The following is an 18,855-nucleotide window of genomic DNA, read 5'->3' as shown; positions in this document are numbered from 1 at the left end:
GGGGGCAGGGGAGCAGGGAGATGGGGGGAAAGATACGCTCATTTCCCCTGCACTCATGGTTTCAGAGCCAATAAATTTATTTATGGGGTTTCCCCCGCCTGCCCCCTGCAAGAACTGCCCCTTTTCCTCTTCGCTGACTCAGCTTTTGGGTTTTTGTTAGCTGCCTTTGGGTGGAAATTAGTAGTGCGGAAATTAGGAAATTGTTATTAAAGTAGAAACTCCTAAAAACATTCTTAAACTATGTATAAATGCAAAAAAGTTTGAAAGACGATAAATTCGCACCTTTCAAACTTGTTTACAAAAATTAACCTAAAGTCAGAACAATATGGATAACTCAAGAGGTATTTGTTGCCGATTGAGTTTCAAAGATACTTTTCGAGAGTGGTAGCTAATGTAGTTTTAGGCACGGCGCCGACCACCATATCAACTTTTAGTCCACCCTTAAAAATCATTAGTGTAGGAATGCTCCGAATACCGTACTGACTAGCAACCTGAGGATTTTCATCTGTGTTGACTTTTACGACCTTTATTTGGCCTTTGTACTGTTCGGAAATTTCATCGACAACAGGAGCTACCATACGGCATGGTCCGCACCAGGGTGCCCAAAAGTCAACTAAAACGGGTACTTCGCTGTCGAGTACTTCTTGCTTGAAACTAGAATCGGTAACTTGTGCGGCTGCTGACATGCCTAAAACCTTTGCCAATAATATCTGAGCTTGGTGAAAATTCTACCATAGCAAAAACCTTAGCTTGGGAGTAGAGGATGTATATTTGCAAAGAAGCTCTAAAATTTATTCATAAACAAACATAAGGAACCGCCCGAACAGTAGTCCGGGCGGAGTGTGGTGTGAGGAGTGAACGGAAACATGCGTCTCCGCTATTTCTATTGTAGGCGACATATAAGATTTTTCCAGTAATTGTTTAGGGGCTGAAAAAATTCCCTTGAAGAATTTGATGTTGGGAATGGGGTATTAGGCATTGTCTGTTATTTTTTCTATTCCCCATACCCTATGCCCCATGCCCAAATTCTATTTCCCCATACCTAATTGTTGAGCTTTTTGGTAAACTTTCCCCTCGGTTAATAAAGAAGGCGCAATCACAACTTCCACTTGCTGCATTTCTTTGATATTTTTGGCTCCCAATGTGCCCATGCTGGTCTTTAAGGCTCCTAAAAGATTGTGAGTGCCATCATCTAGTCCTGCTGGCCCAATGAGTATTTGTTCTAGGCTACCAGTGGTGGCAACGCGAATCCGGGTGCCTCGTGGCAAAACTGGACTAGGAGTCGCCATACCCCAATGATAACCTCGTCCTGGGGCTTCAATGGCTCTGGCGAAGGGCGAACCAATCATCACACCATCAGCACCGCAGGCGATGCATTTACAAATGTCGCCGCCAGTAATTAAACCGCCATCCGCAATGATGGGGATATAGTTGCCAGTTTCCTTGTAGTAATCATCTCGTGCCGCAGCACAATCAGTGATCGCAGTTGCCTGTGGCACACCCACACCCAGCACGCCACGCGAAGTACAAGCGGCACCAGGCCCAATTCCCACCAGTACCCCAGCCGCCCCAGCTTTCAACAAATTCAAAGTGACTTCATAAGTCACGCAATTCCCCAACACCACGGGGATGGGCATTGAGCGACAAAATTCTGCTAAATCAAGTGGTACTATGGACTCTGGTGACAGGTATGCAGTAGAAACCACCGTAGCCTGGACAAAAAATAAATCTGCCCCAGCTTTTGCCACCGCCTCACCGTATTTGCTTGCACCGGCTGGAGTCGCACTCACTGCCGCAATTCCACCTTGTTGTTTAATTTCCTGAATCCGTTGTTCAATTAATTCCGGTTTAATTGGTTCGGCATAGAGTTCTTGCATTAGGGCAACAAATTCATCTTTCCCCACAGAGGCAATCTGATCTAATATTGGCTCTGGATCAGCATAGCGAGTTTGAATACCCTCTAAGTTGAGGACACCTAATGCTCCTAACTGTGACAAACGTACAGCCATGCGAACATCTACTACGCCATCCATCGCACTAGCAATTATCGGGATTTCTCGCTCAATATTGCCAATACACCACTTAGTATCTGCCAAACTGGGGTCTAGTGTTCTGTTGCCGGGGACTAGAGCAATTTCATCTATTCCGTAGGCTCTACGAGCTGTTTTTCCCCGCCCAATTTGAATTTCCACGCTTTAACTTTTCTCAAATCTGTTTAAGCTAGGGTATCAAATTGTGGGAGAAGTTGGAGCGTTTTTTCCTTGATTTACACTAGATTAGTCTGGGCAGTCCAAGCCACTGCTCAAAACTTTGGTTGACGCAAATTCAATTTCAAAATCGTTCGACTGAGCGTAGCCGTTCGCGTAGCGTTCCGCAGGAAAGTCCAAAATTGCTTTGATTTACCAACTCAGTACTGAGTGCTGAGTGCTGAGTGCTGAGTAAATTTAAGAAGTACTGAGTACTTCCGCACTACGGTAAAAGCCCCGCCCGAAGTCAAGCAGAATCTTCTTTATAAAGAGAAGGTTGATACCCCGCCCCTTGTGGGCGTCTTTTCACTCAGCACTCAGCATTCTTCATCGTTTATTTTTAGCGGCATCTACACCAGTGTAACCAGTTGCTAACCAGAGTATGGCTCTAGCTCCATCACGAATAGATTTTTCGATAGATTCAGGGGGTTTTTCGGAAGGAACTGGCACAGGTTTTAAATAAATACCCCGACTACCCAAAATAATTTCGCCGATGACACAAGCCCGGCGCATGTGGAAGTCTGAAGTAATCAAATAAATGCTCTTGATGCCGCGAGCTTGCAAATCATCCACCAACGTAGTAAAATTAGTAACTGTATCTACTGCTTCATAGTCCAAGTGTAAACGTTTAGGATCAACACCAGCTTTGGTAAACACTTGTTGGGTGAATCTAGGTGGACTACCCCCACTAATCAAAATTGGTATATTTGGATGCTGGCGGGCAAATTCTGCCGTAAACTTCTCTCGCTCTAAACGTCTCGTTGAACCACCTAACACTACAACTGCTTGCGGCTGCACAAATTGGTTTTGTACTTCTTTGTATCCCCACCACATAATTAGCGGTAGAACAAAAGCCATAAAGCGAAAATATTTACCTGTCAAGAGTAGCTTATTCAAGGCTCAATAACTTATATTTACTCAGTCTAAAATTTTCTCTGATTAGAAAAAATAACAATTGATAGTAGAGTAGCAAACTCTTGAAAAATCTGCCCGAATCGGAATTGGGGTAATTTCTGTGTTACAGCGCGATTAAGCGTGCTTGAATAACTCATGAAGAGTGCTGAGTTCCGAGTGCTGAGTGAAAAGACCGCCCACCAAAAGCGGGTATCAACCTTCTCTCTATAAGAAGATTCCGCGCCACTTGCGGGCGGGGCTTTTACCGTAGTGCGGAAGTACCGAGTACTTCTTAAATTTACTCAGCACTCAGTACTGAGTTGGTAAATTACATACTTAAATTCTTCTGGTGTTGTCTTGTCGAAAGTGGCAAAGATGCCAATACCAGCGACATGTGCCCATGTATCAATCTGCCCGTACACTTTCTACAGTTTTATCTGCGATCGCCTTGACTTGCTAAAATACCTCCACATCTGCTTACTAAAAAGTTTCCCTTTCTTGATATGAATGTCTTAACTGACAACTCTAAAAAAAGCCACCCTCTACTTTAGGGTGGCAATACCTGTTAATTTGAGTTAGATACGGCTCCTAATTAAGCATCGTAATAGAGGTAAAACTCGTAGGGATGAGGACGCAGCTGCAATTGCTTGACTTCGTTACCTAGCTTGTAGTCAATCCAATTTTCGATAAAGTCTTCTGTGAAGACGCCTGATTCCGTCAAGAAGGCGTGATCTGTTTCCAGTGCTTGCAACGCCAGTTCTAAAGAACCTGGAGTTGAAGGAACCTTCGCCAATTCATCTGGAGAGAGTTCATAGATATTTTTATCTAAGGGTTCACCTGGATGGATTTTGTTTTTGATGCCATCGATACCAGCACAAAGCATGGCAGCAAATGCCAGGTAGGGGTTAGCAGTAGCATCTGGACAACGGAATTCTAAACGCTTGGCTTTGGGGTTAGTGCCAGATAAAGGAATACGGATAGAAGCAGAACGGTTCCCTTGGGAGTAGGCCAAGTTTACAGGAGCTTCATAACCAGGCACTAGGCGCTTGTATGAGTTGGTGCTAGGGTTGGTAATTGCCAACAGTGCAGGTGCGTGTTTGAGAAGACCACCAATGTAGTACAATGCCATTTCACTCAAACCAGCATACTTATCACCTGCAAACAGAGGTTTGCCATCTTTCCAGATGGACTGGTGACAGTGCATTCCAGAACCGTTATCGCCAAAAATCGGTTTTGGCATGAAGGTGACGGTTTTGCCGTGTTTTTTGGCAACATTCTTGATGACATATTTGTAAATCATCAACCAGTCAGCCGCTTCTACCAATTTCCCAAACTTGAAACCCAGTTCGCACTGACCACCAGTAGCAACTTCGTGGTGATGCTTTTCAATGGGTACACCTAATTTTTCCATCGTCAACAGCATCTCTGTACGGATATCTTGAGAAGAATCCGTCGGTGAAACTGGGAAGTAACCTTCTTTGAAGCGTGGTTTGTAAGCCAAGTTGGGTTTTTCATCTGTACCGGCTTTACCGGAATTCCAAGCACCTTCTTGGGAATCTAAAAAGTAGTAGCCTTCGTTGGCGGTTTGGGCAAACCGGGCGCTATCAAAGATGAAGAACTCAGCTTCAGGGCCAAAGAAGACTGTATCACCAAGGCCAGTGGAAACCAGGTAATCTACTGCTTTTTGAGCAATAACCCTTGGACAACGGTTGTACCATTCGCCTGTGCGGGGTTCTTTGATACTACAAATTATACTTAGTGTTGGGACTTCCATGAATGGGTCGATCCAAGCAGTGTTGGAGTCGAGTACCATCGTCATGTCTGATTCGTTGATCGCTTTCCAACCCCGGATGCTGGAACCGTCAAAAGGTACGCCATCAGTGAATGAACTCTCATCGATTTGGTTTTGGTACACAGTGAGATGCTGCCAAGTCCCGACTGTATCGATGAATTTGAGATCAATCAGCTGAATTTTGTCATCTTGAATTCTCTTCAAGACTTCTTGTGGTGTTGTCATTGTTACTCTTCCTCTACCAATTTCCTAAAGTAAAACCAGAATCTTACATTGCATCCTAACCCTGATGATCTCAATCAAGCCGTGACACACCTAAAATATCTTAAATACTAGACATTACCAGATTTTGTAGTTTGTGTTACAGATATCTGGATTCTCAGGTTATATTAACCTTTCGGTGATCATCTGTACAAAACTGGAAAATTCATCGCATAGGGGTCAACTTTGGCATAAAATCCTTAAATAGTGGATGAATTGTTTTTGTGCTGAATCTATTTTAAATAGCACAAAAGTTTACTGGTGCATAAGTGCAGCCAAATAAATATCAAATCATAAATAGCAAAGATTGGGAGAAAAGGGAATGCGCGATGCAGTAACAAGTTTAATTAAGAATTATGACTTAACTGGCCGGTATTTTGACCGGAATGCGATCGATAGCCTGAAGTCTTACTTTGATAGTGGTACAGCAAGAGTACAAGCTGCGGCGGCGATCAATTCTAATGCGGCTGCGCTTATCAAGCAAGCTGGTATAAAGTTATTTGAAGAACTGCCAGAATTGATTCGCCCCGGTGGAAATGCTTATACAACTCGTCGTTATGCGGCTTGTCTGCGGGATATGGACTACTACCTGCGCTACGCCACCTATGCGCTGGTTGCTGGCAACACGAATGTATTGGATGAGCGTGTGCTGCAAGGGCTGCGGGAAACTTACAATTCTTTAGGAGTACCTATTGGGCCTACGGTTCGCGGTATCCAGATTCTTAAGGATTTGATTAAGGAACAAGTGAGAGCCGCAGGTGTAGTTAATACTGCTTTTGTAGATGAACCGTTTGATCACATCACACGCGAGTTGAGCGAACAGGATATTTAGTTATTCAACTATAAGTATAAAATATAGCGATCGCACTACGGTTTTATGGAGCGATCGCTTTTTTTTGAACTGTATTTTTGGAGCTATTCTCGACTAATGCCGGCCAGAGATATCTATCATACCGCAGTTATTAAAGCACTGACAGCAGATGGTTGGACAATAACCAACGATCCATTATATCTCGCCTATGGGGGTAGAGAACTTTACGTAGATATTGGAGCAGAAAAAGTTACCATTGCTGCTGAGAGAGATAATGAAAAAATAGCTGTTGAAATCAAAAGTTTTCTCAGTCCTTCTCCCGTAAGTGACCTCCAGGAAGCTGTAGGACAATATGAAATTTATCGCAGCGTGCTTAAAGAACTACAACCAAAACGCCAACTTTATTTAGCAGTTCCCAAGCGAGTCTATGAAGGTATATTTTCCGAACGCTTTGGTCAGCTAATTCTTAATAGCATAGGAATAAATCTAATTGTCTTTGACGAGCAACTAGAGAGGATTATCAAATGGATAAACTAGCTCGGTATCGTGAAATTATTCGTCAGTTGATATTTGACTATGCGACTCACAAGCCTGCTAACGGTCAAATAGAGACAGAAGCAGTCATTGACTCGGAACGAGACCATTACGAAGTTTTACACGTCGGTTGGGATGGAGTGCGGCGTGTACATGGTTCGGTGGTGCACATAGATATCATTAATGATAAAGTGTGGATTCAATATGATGGTACTTCGCAGCCAGTAGCAGAGGCATTATTGGAAGCCAGTATCCCGCGTGAAGATATTGTTTTGGGTTTCCATCCGGCTGAACTACGGCAATATACGGATTTTGCTGTATCTTAACAGTTGAATTAGGCTAGCTAAGGAATGCGATCGCTCCAAATCCGTCACAATAGAAGTTGCCGATGTTTGAGGCGCTGATTATGGAAGAATTATTAACTCTCAAAGACTTGCTTGTTAAAGGCGATGTTCAAGAAGCATTGCTGATAGTGGAAGAATTAACAGAAATGAGCCGAAATGACATAATCAAGACGATTCGTAACTATGCAGTGATTCTATTGTTGCACCTGATTAAACAACAAGCTGAAAATCGCACGACTCGCTCTTGGGAAGTCTCAATTCGGAATTCAGTTCGGGAAATTTACCGGGAAAATAAGCGGCGTAAGGCTGGAGGTTATTATCTTACAGGAGAAGAACTATGGGAAACCTTAACAGAAGCCTATTTAAATGCCATTGATAAGGCAACGCTTGAAGTAGAAGAAGGTCGTTATGAGCTAAAAGAATTAGAAAAGCTGGTTAACCGAGAAGAAATTATCAATTGTGCTTTGACTTTAATCTTATCAGGAGAGTCTAGTTAATTGGCTAAACAGCGACTCGATACATTATTAGTAGAACTTAATTTATGTTCTTCTCGCGCCTTGGCACAAAGGTTAATTCAGGCGGGGGAAGTTAGTGTTAATCAGCAGTTAGTTGATAAACCTGGTACAGAAGTTGATATTTCGGCTCAAATAAATATTAAAGTGCGATCGCCTTTTGTTTCTAGAGGCGGTGAAAAACTCTCTAAAGCTTTGTCAGTATTTGCCGTTTCCGTACCAGAGCGCATTTGTTTAGATGGTGGAATTTCTACTGGTGGTTTTACTGATTGTCTCTTGCAAGCTGGAGCAAAACAAGTTTACGGCATTGATGTTGGTTATGGGCAGGTTGACTGGCGGTTGCGAAATGATTCGCGGGTGATTTTGCGTGAACGCACGAATTTACGGCAACTACGACCAGATGAGTTGTATGGCGAAAATGACCTGATTCCTGATTTGGCGGTGGTGGATGTATCGTTTATTTCCTTAACCAAGATTCTGCCTGCTTTGTGGCAACTAACTCAAGCTAACCGAGAAGCTGTATTGTTAGTCAAGCCACAGTTTGAAGTCGGCAGATCCCGTGTGGGTAAAAAAGGTGTTGTGCGCGATCCAAACGACCAAGCTGATGCCATTTTCCAGGTGTTGCAAACAGCCCACGAATTAGGATGGAAATACAAAGGCTTAACTTGGTCGCCGATCACTGGCCCGGCTGGGAATATCGAGTATCTCTTATGGCTGGCAATGGAAAGTGAAACGCCACCAACTGATTTAGAGACAATTAAGCAAATAACCCAATCAGCAACAACTGATTTACGGAAAAGTTAAACGTCGTAGATTAGACATTCTACGTATTCTCAATACTTTATGCCTAATTCTTGTCGTAGACGATACAGAATTGTGTTCTGGTCAACTTCGGAGAGAATTTCTTGAATGACGCTGCTAGCGCCCAACTGTCCCCAAGTGCAGCCTTTTTCGAGATACACCTGAGCGGCTTTGCCAACAGAGTATGCGCCATAACCAGCAATACCAGCTTGAGCGATCGCACTACCAGCAAAGGCAGTAATATTAGTCGGATTATCGCCACTGGTGATTGCAGCCGTACTCTTACCCAAACCTAACAGGAAACTACTGCCTAATTCTGAGAGCAGTAAGCCACCAGAACTAAATAAAATCGTTTTCAAAACTTTCCCTGCTTCATAGCTAGTCATCGGCAAACCATATAACCGTGCCAAAGCGCGAATTAAAGCCAAATCGGCAAAAGTTCCGCCAAGGATATCTAAGAAGGCGATGGGATTTAACCCGACTGCCAAAGCTTTGTACTTGGTAAACTGCCAGATGATATCTTCGGCTTGTTGTTCGCCCAAATCGATGGTTTTTTGAGCGATCGCTGCTTCTGCACCCCGTGCTTGGATCAGTGCATTTAAAGCCAGAAGCGATCGCCCTTCCCGATTGAGAATGTTCAAAATTGTCTCTTTGAGTTCGTCTACTTGCGGTGGTGGTGTCTCCCATTCATAGGTGACACGCCCATCAGGCCACTCAACCCGTACTTCCATTGCTGGTGGTTCCGCCGCCACCATTACAATTTCATCAGGTAGTAGTGGCTTTGCTTGGGGATGTCCTGCACCCAGTTGTTGTAAATTTTGGTAAATCGCTGTCTGGTCTATATCTGGATATAAATCTATTTTGTTAAACACCAAAATCAGGGGTTTTTGTGCATGACGCAATTCTAGCAGCGCTTGATACTCAGTGCGCGTGATATCACCAGACACGACAAACAAAATTAAATCCGCCTGATGCACTACTTCTCGTGCCATGTCAGCCCGTAACTCACCCTCAATTTCATCTAATCCTGGGGTATCAATTAACTCTACCAATACTTGACCCCCTGGCTGCCAACGCACGGAACGGGGCCATTGGGTGACACCGTTCAGGGGCCCAGTTTGCAAAATCTTATCACCCAGCAAGGCATTCAATACCGCTGACTTGCCACGACTTACCAAACCAAAGGCGGCAATTCTAATAACGTTAGAGTCCAGCTTGTTGAGAGTAGAGTTCAAAACTTCCAATTCTGGTTTTATCAAACCTGCCAATTCTGAGTTAGATGACAACTGTCCCGATTTGCGAAGATATCCATACCAAGACAGCGCTTGTCTGAGACTGGCGCGGGCACGATTTAAGTGAGTTTCTTGCAGATTACGCAAAATTGTCATATATCAGTATTTTCAGCCCTTCACTCTCTAAAAACGCTCATTTGATGCTCAAACAATCTAATTTCAGCATTTGAGCATCAATAATATCTATAAATTAATACTCAGTAATGATGCTCAAATTATGCTCACTTTTTAGAGTGAAATCCAGACAATAACCTTACACTTTAACCTTACACCTTTATTTTTTTTAAAAAGCCTAGCGCTTATTTATAAATACTCCAGAATAAATATAAGGCTACACGTGGTAAGGGTTGTAGGCTGTAAAATTAAGGTGGCACACAAAAAAATTCCTCAGCATCCTAAGCTGAGGAAAAAATGTATTTAGGACTTACGCAAAACTACACGGGGTAGGGGCAATTCATGAATTGCCCCTACCTAAAAATCAGGGTTTCAGCTATTGTTTGCGTAAGTCCTAGTATTAACAATGTAAGGTCATTTACTGCATTAGCAATCCAATAGCCATTTCAAGGTGAATTTTAGCCCTATGCAGGTTAAGTAGTTTCTGTTGGTCGCAACGGTCAGGATAATTCATTAGTTTATTTTCCATTGTTAGCTTGATGAGTGCAGCTTGCTCATCTGTGGGTGAATTTATTTCATCTATCACCCCTTCTAGGAACTGGGTGATAGCAAGGGTAGACGGCTTTAATCCTCTGCCTTGTCTAAATTGACTGAGTGCTATTTGTGGAAATGCCATCAAAGTAACAATCCAACTGGTCTTGTAACCACCATTACCAGTTGACTTTAAACCGTATCGCCGGCAAAGGTCGCGTAACTCAGCAATAGTTTTGATTTCTAATTCTGACCTTGTGAACATAAAATAGAATTACCCATTTGTAAAAGTGGTATCTGTGGTGAACTTGTTTTGCTGACTGTGAACACCACAGATTTAAAACTCTAATCGATTGATAGCAATCGGTTCAAGATATAGTCACATTTCTACATAAATGCCTAACCCCAAAGGAACGCCTAAAAATTTAGAACCGGGAAAAAGAAAAGGTGATGAACCCTTGACCGAGCAAGTTAACTTACGTGTCACCAAGGAAATGAAGGAAGACATACAAAGACAAGATGACCCACCAGAATTTTGTAGAGAAGCTATTCAAGAGAAATTAGACAAAGGTAAAGGGAAGTAATATCTCGTAGTTGTTACACAACTTTGAAATACAAAGAAACTCCCTAGTAGGCAGGGAATGATTGTGATGGAACTTTTAATATTTAAGAGATTTTTTATTGACCTGAATTAATTCTTCATTCAAATGTTTACGGAAACTGGTCTTACCCCATGTTGATATGATCGAACTGCAATAACGCGTTTGCTTGAATAAGTTGGTCAAGTTGCTCGCCTCCAACAAATAAGCACGAAAACGGAAAATTATTATGCTTACTACATTTGGGACTTGCTTATATTCAACAATAAACGCCATCCCACAGATATGGAAGTACCCGAAAAATGTCATCATAGTGAAAGTAAAAACATTCTGGAGACAAGACAACGGTTTACGCACGCCCTTTAGCACGGTTAATTGAGCAATTGCAACGCCTGCCGGGAGTTGGCCCCAAATCTGCCCAACGGCTGGCTTTGCATATTTTGAAGCGACCAGAAGCAGAAGTAGAGGCTTTAGCACAGGCGTTGATTGAGGCAAAAAAACAGATAGGTTTATGTTCTGTTTGCTTTCACTTATCTGCTGAACCTGTTTGTGAAATCTGCCGCAATGACAACCGTGACAACACCACTATCTGTGTCGTAGCAGATCCTCGCGACGTGATTGCGCTGGAAAAAACCCGCGAGTACAAAGGCAAGTATCACGTTTTGGGTGGGGTGATTTCTCCAATTGATGGAATTGGGCCAGAACAATTGACTATCCTGGCTTTGCAGCGACGGGTGAGTCAGCAAAAACCTCAAGAAGTGATTCTCGCAATTAGTCCGAGTGTTGAAGGAGAGACAACGACACTGTATATCGGTCAGCTATTGAAACCATTTACCAAGGTGACACGGATTGCTTTTGGTTTGCCTGTAGGTGGTGATTTGGAGTACGCCGACGAAGTAACCCTAGCAAGAGCCTTGGAAGGACGCCGGGAGTTAGAGTGAAGTACCCCTTTTTGCTTCTCTTCTCTACGAGAGGCTGCGCCAACGCCGAAATCGGAAGCTCTCCAATTTCAACTACAACAACGACGGTCTTATTCGTATGAGTGGGTTTCCCGTATCTTCCGCAGTCGCCACGTTAGGAATTTCACTTTTCGTGAAGTTCGGGACTAAACCCGATAATGGTCTTACACAGCGTCCACAGGCAGCCGCCCGTCTACCACAGGCAGTTTGATTTTTATTCGTGCAACACCGCTTGGATTTACGACAATAGTCAACCAGCGATCGCGTGTTCTAACCCTTTCTACCGATTTATCGCACGTCTTGTATCTTACTACTACTTTGAAGTTAGCCTGTCTGTTCAATACGGTCGGGCGGGTCATCGACCGTTTATATAATAACATGGATGTATCCATTGCGGTGATACATTATGAAAGAAAGATCCATTAGAGTTAGGTTGTCGCAAAAACGGAATGACAAACTTAAGGCTTATGCAATAAGCAAAGAAAAAACAGTTACGCAGTTGGTTGAGGATTGGATCGATAGGCTGCCGAGTCCCAGAATTGACGACTCCTTATCCACCCCACTCCCTAATCAACTTAACAGTTGATATTGGTCGGAGGTGCAATCGTCGCTGTCCGCTCCCTATACCCACCCTATGAGTACATTGAGGGTGGGGACTTCCGCGACACGTTTAATGGACACCATAATTTGAATCGCTTGTTTGTCTTGTGCGTTGAAGGTTACAAGTAGATCAAGATAGAACAAGGAACCTTTTTCTGTAATTCCCACTTAAGTATTAAGTTGGGCATGATATTATACAATATAATCTCCGGCTTTTGATGATCAGGAACTTGCTTTTACTGCGTATGTGTTAGCATTCCTTGACAGTAAGTATAAACAAAGCCCTAATCTATGATGATTGCGTTTACGTCCCATAGTCTATCCACACAAAGGCTTTGATTGTTTTAATTAGGGCCCATGCACCTGAATTCTTACAAAGAAGTTATGGTTAATAATTATTCTTTATTAACTATTTTAAATATTTTATCTGTCCCTTCAGCTATCTTATCTGTCTTATCTGTCTTATCTGTCCCCTTAGCTATCTTATCTGTCTAGTTAATAGTCTTAAATGCTATTGCATTTTCTTGATAAAACTGAGATTATTCTGTTAATTGAAGTTCTAAGCAGGTTGATTTCAATAAAGGAAGTTTATTTGATAAAAAATTAATTTTATAATTTACTAATCAAGAAATCAATGAGCTTTGTAGTCTTTTATCAAACTAAATCTGGTTTTTCGAGGAAGAAAATTGCCAATAATCTGAGAAACTAAAAGCCTGTATATTTATACTTGAGCAGTAAATACTGACCTATCAAATGAAGGGAAATTATTGTACACTGAGAAGTATTTTAACCAAGAAGTGAGAATTTTAAGTAACTGCAATCAATGGACGAAATCGTTGAGGAATAATTTTGATGACTAGCTGTTACCTGATGTCAACCTACTCTTAACAAAAGTACAGTTAGGCAATTTTAATTCTCAAAAAGCGGACTTTAAGAAGGATACAAAAGCTAATGCGATCAGATAATTATAATCAGCTTTTAACAAATTCAAGTAATATAAGTTTTACATATAGAGAAATAGAAGTGGCTATCCGGTCTAGTTTGACTGTAGACGATTGTGTAGTCATGGAAAGACAGACAGAAAAGTTAAAACAGGAATTAGTTGCTTATGTAGTTCCATCAGGTTTATTTGTACCACAACAATTGTTATCTCACCTACAAGCAATTTTACCTAGCGAATCGATACCAAGGGCAATTGTGCCAGTATCAACTCTACCGTTGACAGATATAGGAGAGTTAGACAAAGCTACTCTAGCCAATTTAGAAATTATTGACTCTGACTTAATGCTTCGTATAGAAGAACAACTAAAGTCATTGTTAGAAATTGAGCGTGTTGCGGTGGTTGTTGAACCGATAGTTATAAGTATTCCTCCTCTACATTTAGAAGATTTACTAATTGAAAATCAAGCGATGCCTCCGGCAACGTCTCCGACGATCGCTCCTGAATCCTTACAACAAAAGTTACAAAAAAACACACCTAGTCAAAATATAAAAAATACAAACTCATCCGCGTTAAAAAAGCTAGCTATTAGTCACGGGGAAGCGCTGCAATATCCCCAAGATGCTCCGAAAACTTTGACAGAAGTACTGCAACGAGCCGCTCAAAATTCAACTAAAGGTATTATCTATATTCAGTCTGATGGCACCGCGAAAGTTCAATCTTATGGGGAATTATGGCAAGATGCTCAACGGATTTTAGTTGGATTAAAAAAGCTAGGACTAAAACCCCAAGATAAAGTAATTTTTCAACTAGAAGACAATCAAGATTTTATCTGTGCTTTTTGGGGTTGCGTGCTAGGGGGTTTTGTTCCAGTGCCAATATCCATCGCCTCAACCTACGAGCAAGTTAACACTACCACCAGCAAACTCCAAAATACTTGGCAGATGTTGGGAAAACCCCTTGTACTAACAAGTGCTTCTTTAGCTCCCAACATTGATGGTTTGTCAAAGCTTTTAAATTTAGAAAACTTTCAAATTGCAACTATTGATCAGCTGCGTGAGTGTGAACCGGATTTCAACTTGCATCAAAGTCAGCCAGAAGATTTAGCAATATTATTTTTGACTTCTGGAAGCACTGGTATACCCAAATGTGTGATGCTAAATCATCGCAATTTATTGAGTATGTCATCTGGCTTAATTTTCATGGGTCATTTTTCCAGTCAGGAAAGTATTTTAAACTGGATGCCTTTGGATCATGTCGGTGCGTTAGTTTCTCTCAGTATTATGGCTGTTGATTTGAGTTGTCAACAAATCCATGTACCCACTAACTTGATTGTGCAAAATCCGCTTTTGTGGCTAGATTTGATTGACAATCATCAAGCTACGATTACTTGGGCACCTAATTTTGCCTTTTCCCTAATGTGCGATCGCGCTTTCGATATCAGCCGAAAGAACTGGGATTTATCTTCAATGCGATTTGTGATCAACGCTGGGGAGCCGATTGTAACTAAAATAGCGCGGAATTTTCTCAAGCTGCTTAATTGCCACGGTTTGCAAACGAATGCTATTCACCCAGCCTTTGGAATGTGCGAAACCTCTTCTGGTATTACTTACTCTGACAGTTTTTCTCTAGAATCTTCATCAGACGACACTTCATTTGTGGAACTTGGATCGCCAATCGCTGGGGCTTCACTGCGTATTGTTGATGAAAATGAACAAATAGTTACAGAAGATACCATTGGGCGATTACAAGTCAAAGGTGCATCTGTTACTTCTGGTTACTATCAGAATCCACAGGCAAACCAAGAAGTTTTTACTGAAGATGGCTGGTTTAATACGGGAGATTTAGGATTTCTCCGAGAAGGGCATTTAACTATTACCGGGCGGCAAAAAGACGTAATTATTATTAATGGACTGAACTACTACTGCCACGAAATCGAAGCCGCCGTTGAAGAAGTGGAAGCAGTAGAAGTCTCTTATACAGCCGCCTGTGCAGTCAGACAACCTGGAATAAATACTGATAAACTAGCGATCTTTTTCAATACTTCCCTTTCTGATGACGATAGTTTAGCAACTCTCCTCAAAGAAATTCGTACCAAAGTTGTCAACAAAGTGGGAGTAAATCCAGATTATTTAATTCCAGTAGATCAGGAAATTATTCCCAAAACCTCCATTGGTAAAATTCAGCGATCGCAACTTAGCCAGCGCTTCAACACAGGCGAGTTTAAACCAATTGTTAAACAGATTGATATATTACTGGGTAATATCAATACCATTCCTAACTGGTTCTATCGAACTATCTGGAAGCCCAAGTCGCCGATTACTTTTAATTCTTCTCTAGCTCTGATTAATGCCACTCTAGTATTTCTTGATACTGAAGGATTGGGGACATATTTATGTAAGATACTATCAGAGCATAACCTGCCATACATAACTATTTCAATCGGTGAAGATTTTCTTCAAATTAATCGCTCACACTATACAATTACTCCTGGGAAAGCTGAACACTATCACCTCCTATTCAAATCCCTAGCGGCAGATAATATTATTATTGGGCAGATACTTCACCTATGGACTTATGACAAGTATAGGGGCGAAGTCAAAAGCCAAGATGCCCTCGAACAAGCACAATCACAAGGAATATATAGTTTATTATTTCTAGTTCAAGCCCTAGCCAAAATTCAGGGTTTTGATTATTCGGTTCAATTGCTATTTATTTCCAGTTATATCCAGTCTATTTCTTCAACTGATCCAATAGCTTACGAAAAATCGACAGTGCTAGGGTTGTTGAAAACTATTCCCCAAGAATTGCCAAAGTTAAACTGTCGCCACATCGATTTGCCTTTTAGGCAAGTAGAAATAAACGGGGCATATATCTTACAAGAACTGCAAACTTCCTCAAAAGAAACAGAGGTAGCTTATAGAAATGGGCAGCGTTTAGTTCCTCGTTTAGAAAAAGTGGATTTGGCAAGCGAACCTAAATCGTTAATTCCTCTGAAGCCCCAAGGAACTTATTTAATTAGTGGAGGACTTGGAGGTGTAGGTATCCAGATTGCTCGATATCTACTGAAACATTACCAAGCTAGGCTACTACTGGTAGGAAGAACCCCTTTACCTCCAAAAAGTACTTGGAACACCTATTTAGAGGAAGGTAAAGCCATTGCACAACGCCTGAAAACCTATCAGGAACTAGAACAACTTGGGGGAGAGATAATCTACGAAGCTGTTGATATCTGTGACTTAAAACAGTTGCAGATAATAGTTGAAAAAGCTAAATTCCGATGGGGAAGGAAACTGGATGGAATAATTCATTTAGCTGGAACTTCCCATGAACGGTTTGTACTGGAAGAGACGCAGGAAAGCTTAACATCCGTACTGCATCCTAAAATGTTGGGTACTTGGGCGCTGCATCAATTGGTGAAAGATAATAAGGACAGCATTTTTATCAACTTTTCTTCTGTAAACGGTTTTTTTGGTAGCGCTGCTGTCGGAGCTTATGCTGCTGCCAATAGTTTTCTCGATAGCTTTTCTCATTATCAAAAATACAACAGTAAATTAGCAAGCTATTGTTTTGCTTGGAGTATGTGGGATGAAACAGGCATGAGTCAGGGATATCAGATTAAGAATCTGATTCGTGCCAAAGGTTTCTATGTGATGTCCTTTTCCCAAGCAATATCTTCAATGCTTGCAAGCTTACAACATCAGCAAGCACATTTATTGATAGGTTTAGATGGGAGTAACCAAAACATTCAACGTTGGCAATCTCAAGCCTTTAGTTTGCAAAATTTAACTGCCTATTTTACCACTAGTAGCAGTGAAAAGATTGTTAAATTAACAGACTTTTGGATGCAAGAACCCTTTGGAACTTCTTGCACCTGTAACTTAGTACAGGTTAACGAAATGCCCTTAACTTTAAGTGGCACAATTGACAAAGACAAATTGGTTCAACGTTTTACTCGTGAGGAATCAGACGAAAGTGTATTACCCCGAAACGAGCTAGAACAACAAATAGCTCAAATTTGGCAGCAAGCTTTAGGCATACCGCTTTCTAGCGTTCACGACAACTTCTTTGAACTAGGAGGAAATTCACTCTTAGGGACGCAATTAATTTCTCTATTGCGCGATGCTTTCTCTATTGAGTTATCTTTACGTGATTTATTCGCCTCTCCTACTATAGCTGAGTTGGCTCGTAACATTGAGGTACTGAGAATTGTAACAGAAAATGAAGAGACACTTATTACTGGCACAGAAGAAGAATACGAAGAGGGGTATTTATAAAGTGACAACAGTTGAATTTTTGACTTTACTCAACGGTTTAAGCATCAAAATCTGGATCGAAAATGACCAACTACGGTATCGCGCTCTCAAAGGAATAATGACATCAGATATTAAACAGGAATTTGTGGAGCGGAAAACAGAAATTCTTACATTTCTCAAACAAGCAAAAGATATAATAGGCGACAACCGTTTAGTAGCTGATGTCATTCCTCAAAAAAATATAATGTCCAAATCTCAAGTGGAGTGCCAAAAGCCTAGTCAAATTGAACTATGGCCATCAGTAGCAGAATTCTTCGTATACGACGAGTTTTTGTACTATGCTCTAACCAACGATCAGCGTAGAAATCACAGCTACAAATTGGCTATTAACCAGTTAGTAAAAGACAAAGTAGTTGTCGATATAGGAACAGGCAAAGATGCGATTTTAGCTAGATTTTGTGCAGAAGCTAATGCTCAGAAAATATATGCAATTGAAATGAGCGAAAAATCTTACAACTTAGCCAAAGCTTGCATCAACAATCTTGGTTTATCAGATAAGATAACCTTAATTTTAGGGGATGCGACCAAAGTTAACATACCTGAGATGGCTGACGTTTGTGTTTCAGAAATAGTTGGCCCTATTGGAGGAGTTGAAGGTGCGGCAGTAATTTTGAATAACGCCCGAAGGTTTTTGAAAAAAGATGGAGTAATGATTCCGACAAGAAGCATTACTAAAATTGCTAGTGTTTGCCTGCCTGACGAGTTTTTGCATAATCCAGGGTTTACAGAAATCCCAGCTTATTATACTCACAAAATATTTGAGCAAGTTGGATACCCCTTTGATTTAAGGTTATGTCTGAAAAATTTTCCTAAGTCCAGCATCATCTCCACTAGCTCGATTTTTGAGGATCTGAATTTCACAGATGCCATCGACATAGAATATAGTCTTGAGGTCAACCTTACTATTCTAAAAGATTCGAGACTGGATGGCTTTTTAGTCTGGCTCAATCTACACACAATAGAGGGAGAAGTTATAGATGTAATCGAACATGAATATTGCTGGCTACCTGTATATTTTCCAGTTTTTTGTCCAGGAATTCAAGCTTCAGAAGGAGATAAGATTGAGGCTATTTGTAGTGGATTGCTTTGTGATAACAATCTGAACCCAGACTATAAAATAGAAGGTTCGATGATTAGAAAAACAGGAGAAAAAATTAACTTTAAATACTCTTCGTATCATTATAGAAGAGAATTTAAGCAAAACCATTTTTATGAATTACTCTTTTCTCAAAATGTACTTGATTTTAGTATAAATAATTCTGTTACAACAGCAATGACTTAGTAAATACAATCCCGTGAACAGCGCGAT

17 protein-coding genes are annotated in these 18,855 nt (G+C 41.2%); 10 read left to right on the top strand and 7 right to left on the bottom strand.

What is annotated here, in order from left to right; all coding sequences use genetic code 11:
• Positions 1-210 (top strand): hypothetical protein (locus tag F8S12_RS40335; RefSeq protein WP_230967814.1); only part of this gene is annotated, 210 nt, incomplete at its 5' end.
• A 152-nt stretch (positions 211-362) separates the two neighbouring features.
• On the opposite strand, the gene trxA is transcribed toward F8S12_RS40335, so the two are convergent.
• The 4 genes from trxA to glnA all read right to left on the bottom strand — a co-directional run bounded on the left by trxA (position 363) and on the right by glnA (position 5,157).
• Positions 363-686: a thioredoxin gene (gene trxA / locus F8S12_RS05420; RefSeq protein ID WP_196515319.1), complete on the bottom strand. Its 324-nt coding sequence runs from the start codon at positions 684-686 to the stop codon at positions 363-365.
• 342 nt (positions 687-1,028) lie between these two features.
• Positions 1,029-2,192: a GuaB3 family IMP dehydrogenase-related protein gene (locus F8S12_RS05415; RefSeq protein ID WP_196515318.1), complete on the bottom strand. Its 1,164-nt coding sequence runs from the start codon at positions 2,190-2,192 to the stop codon at positions 1,029-1,031.
• 381 nt (positions 2,193-2,573) lie between these two features.
• On the bottom strand, positions 2,574-3,104 hold the full coding sequence (locus F8S12_RS05410; RefSeq protein ID WP_196515322.1) for a YdcF family protein: 531 nt from the start codon (positions 3,102-3,104) through the stop codon (positions 2,574-2,576).
• A gap of 628 nt (positions 3,105-3,732) precedes the next feature.
• Positions 3,733-5,157: a type I glutamate--ammonia ligase gene (gene glnA, locus F8S12_RS05405; protein WP_196515317.1), complete on the bottom strand. Its 1,425-nt coding sequence runs from the start codon at positions 5,155-5,157 to the stop codon at positions 3,733-3,735.
• Positions 5,158-5,515: 358 nt separating this feature from the next.
• Here glnA and apcB point away from each other — a divergent pair, with 358 nt between their 5' ends.
• From apcB to F8S12_RS05380, 5 genes are all read left to right on the top strand, one after another.
• On the top strand, positions 5,516-6,025 hold the full coding sequence (gene apcB / locus F8S12_RS05400) for an allophycocyanin subunit beta (protein ID WP_196515316.1): 510 nt from the start codon (positions 5,516-5,518) through the stop codon (positions 6,023-6,025).
• Positions 6,026-6,121: 96 nt separating this feature from the next.
• On the top strand, positions 6,122-6,541 hold the full coding sequence (locus F8S12_RS05395; protein WP_196515315.1) for a XisH family protein: 420 nt from the start codon (positions 6,122-6,124) through the stop codon (positions 6,539-6,541).
• A complete protein-coding gene (locus F8S12_RS05390) occupies positions 6,529-6,864 on the top strand; it encodes a XisI protein (RefSeq protein ID WP_196515314.1) in 336 nt (111 codons plus the stop codon). The genes F8S12_RS05395 and F8S12_RS05390 overlap by 13 nt, the downstream gene beginning before the upstream one ends.
• A gap of 80 nt (positions 6,865-6,944) precedes the next feature.
• Positions 6,945-7,379: a DUF29 family protein gene (locus F8S12_RS05385; protein WP_196515313.1), complete on the top strand. Its 435-nt coding sequence runs from the start codon at positions 6,945-6,947 to the stop codon at positions 7,377-7,379.
• On the top strand, positions 7,380-8,198 hold the full coding sequence (locus F8S12_RS05380) for a TlyA family RNA methyltransferase (protein ID WP_196515312.1): 819 nt from the start codon (positions 7,380-7,382) through the stop codon (positions 8,196-8,198).
• Between the two features lie 29 nt (positions 8,199-8,227).
• Here the strand turns inward: F8S12_RS05380 and F8S12_RS05375 are convergent, their stop codons facing one another.
• Positions 8,228-9,574, bottom strand: coding sequence for a GTP-binding protein (locus F8S12_RS05375; protein ID WP_196515321.1), 1,347 nt, complete (start codon positions 9,572-9,574; stop codon positions 8,228-8,230).
• A gap of 445 nt (positions 9,575-10,019) precedes the next feature.
• A complete protein-coding gene (locus tag F8S12_RS05370) occupies positions 10,020-10,397 on the bottom strand; it encodes a hypothetical protein (RefSeq protein ID WP_196515311.1) in 378 nt (125 codons plus the stop codon).
• A 130-nt stretch (positions 10,398-10,527) separates the two neighbouring features.
• Here F8S12_RS05370 and F8S12_RS05365 point away from each other — a divergent pair, with 130 nt between their 5' ends.
• Together F8S12_RS05365 and recR are read left to right on the top strand one after the other, a co-directional pair.
• Positions 10,528-10,716 carry a hypothetical protein gene (locus tag F8S12_RS05365; RefSeq protein WP_196515310.1) on the top strand — a complete coding sequence of 63 codons (189 nt, stop codon included), beginning with the start codon at positions 10,528-10,530 and terminating at the stop codon, positions 10,714-10,716.
• Between the two features lie 398 nt (positions 10,717-11,114).
• On the top strand, positions 11,115-11,672 hold the full coding sequence (gene recR, locus F8S12_RS05360; RefSeq protein ID WP_230967813.1) for a recombination mediator RecR: 558 nt from the start codon (positions 11,115-11,117) through the stop codon (positions 11,670-11,672).
• A gap of 182 nt (positions 11,673-11,854) precedes the next feature.
• On the opposite strand, the gene F8S12_RS05355 is transcribed toward recR, so the two are convergent.
• Positions 11,855-12,049 (bottom strand): hypothetical protein, encoded by a 195-nt coding sequence (locus F8S12_RS05355; RefSeq protein WP_196515309.1) that lies wholly within the window; start codon positions 12,047-12,049, stop codon positions 11,855-11,857.
• Positions 12,050-13,313: 1,264 nt separating this feature from the next.
• Between F8S12_RS05355 and F8S12_RS05350 the strand changes: the two genes are divergently transcribed.
• A complete protein-coding gene (locus tag F8S12_RS05350) occupies positions 13,314-17,507 on the top strand; it encodes an SDR family NAD(P)-dependent oxidoreductase (RefSeq protein WP_331001351.1) in 4,194 nt (1,397 codons plus the stop codon).
• 1 nt (position 17,508) lies between these two features.
• A complete protein-coding gene (locus F8S12_RS05345; protein WP_196515307.1) occupies positions 17,509-18,828 on the top strand; it encodes an SAM-dependent methyltransferase in 1,320 nt (439 codons plus the stop codon).
• The last annotated feature ends 27 nt before the right edge of the window (positions 18,829-18,855 follow it).

This window comes from Nostoc sp. WHI, from assembly GCF_015714725.1.
GTDB lineage: Bacteria > Cyanobacteriota > Cyanobacteriia > Cyanobacteriales > Nostocaceae > Nostoc.
Note: the sequence above shows the minus strand (reverse complement) of the source record. Positions and strands in the feature narration are given on the sequence as shown.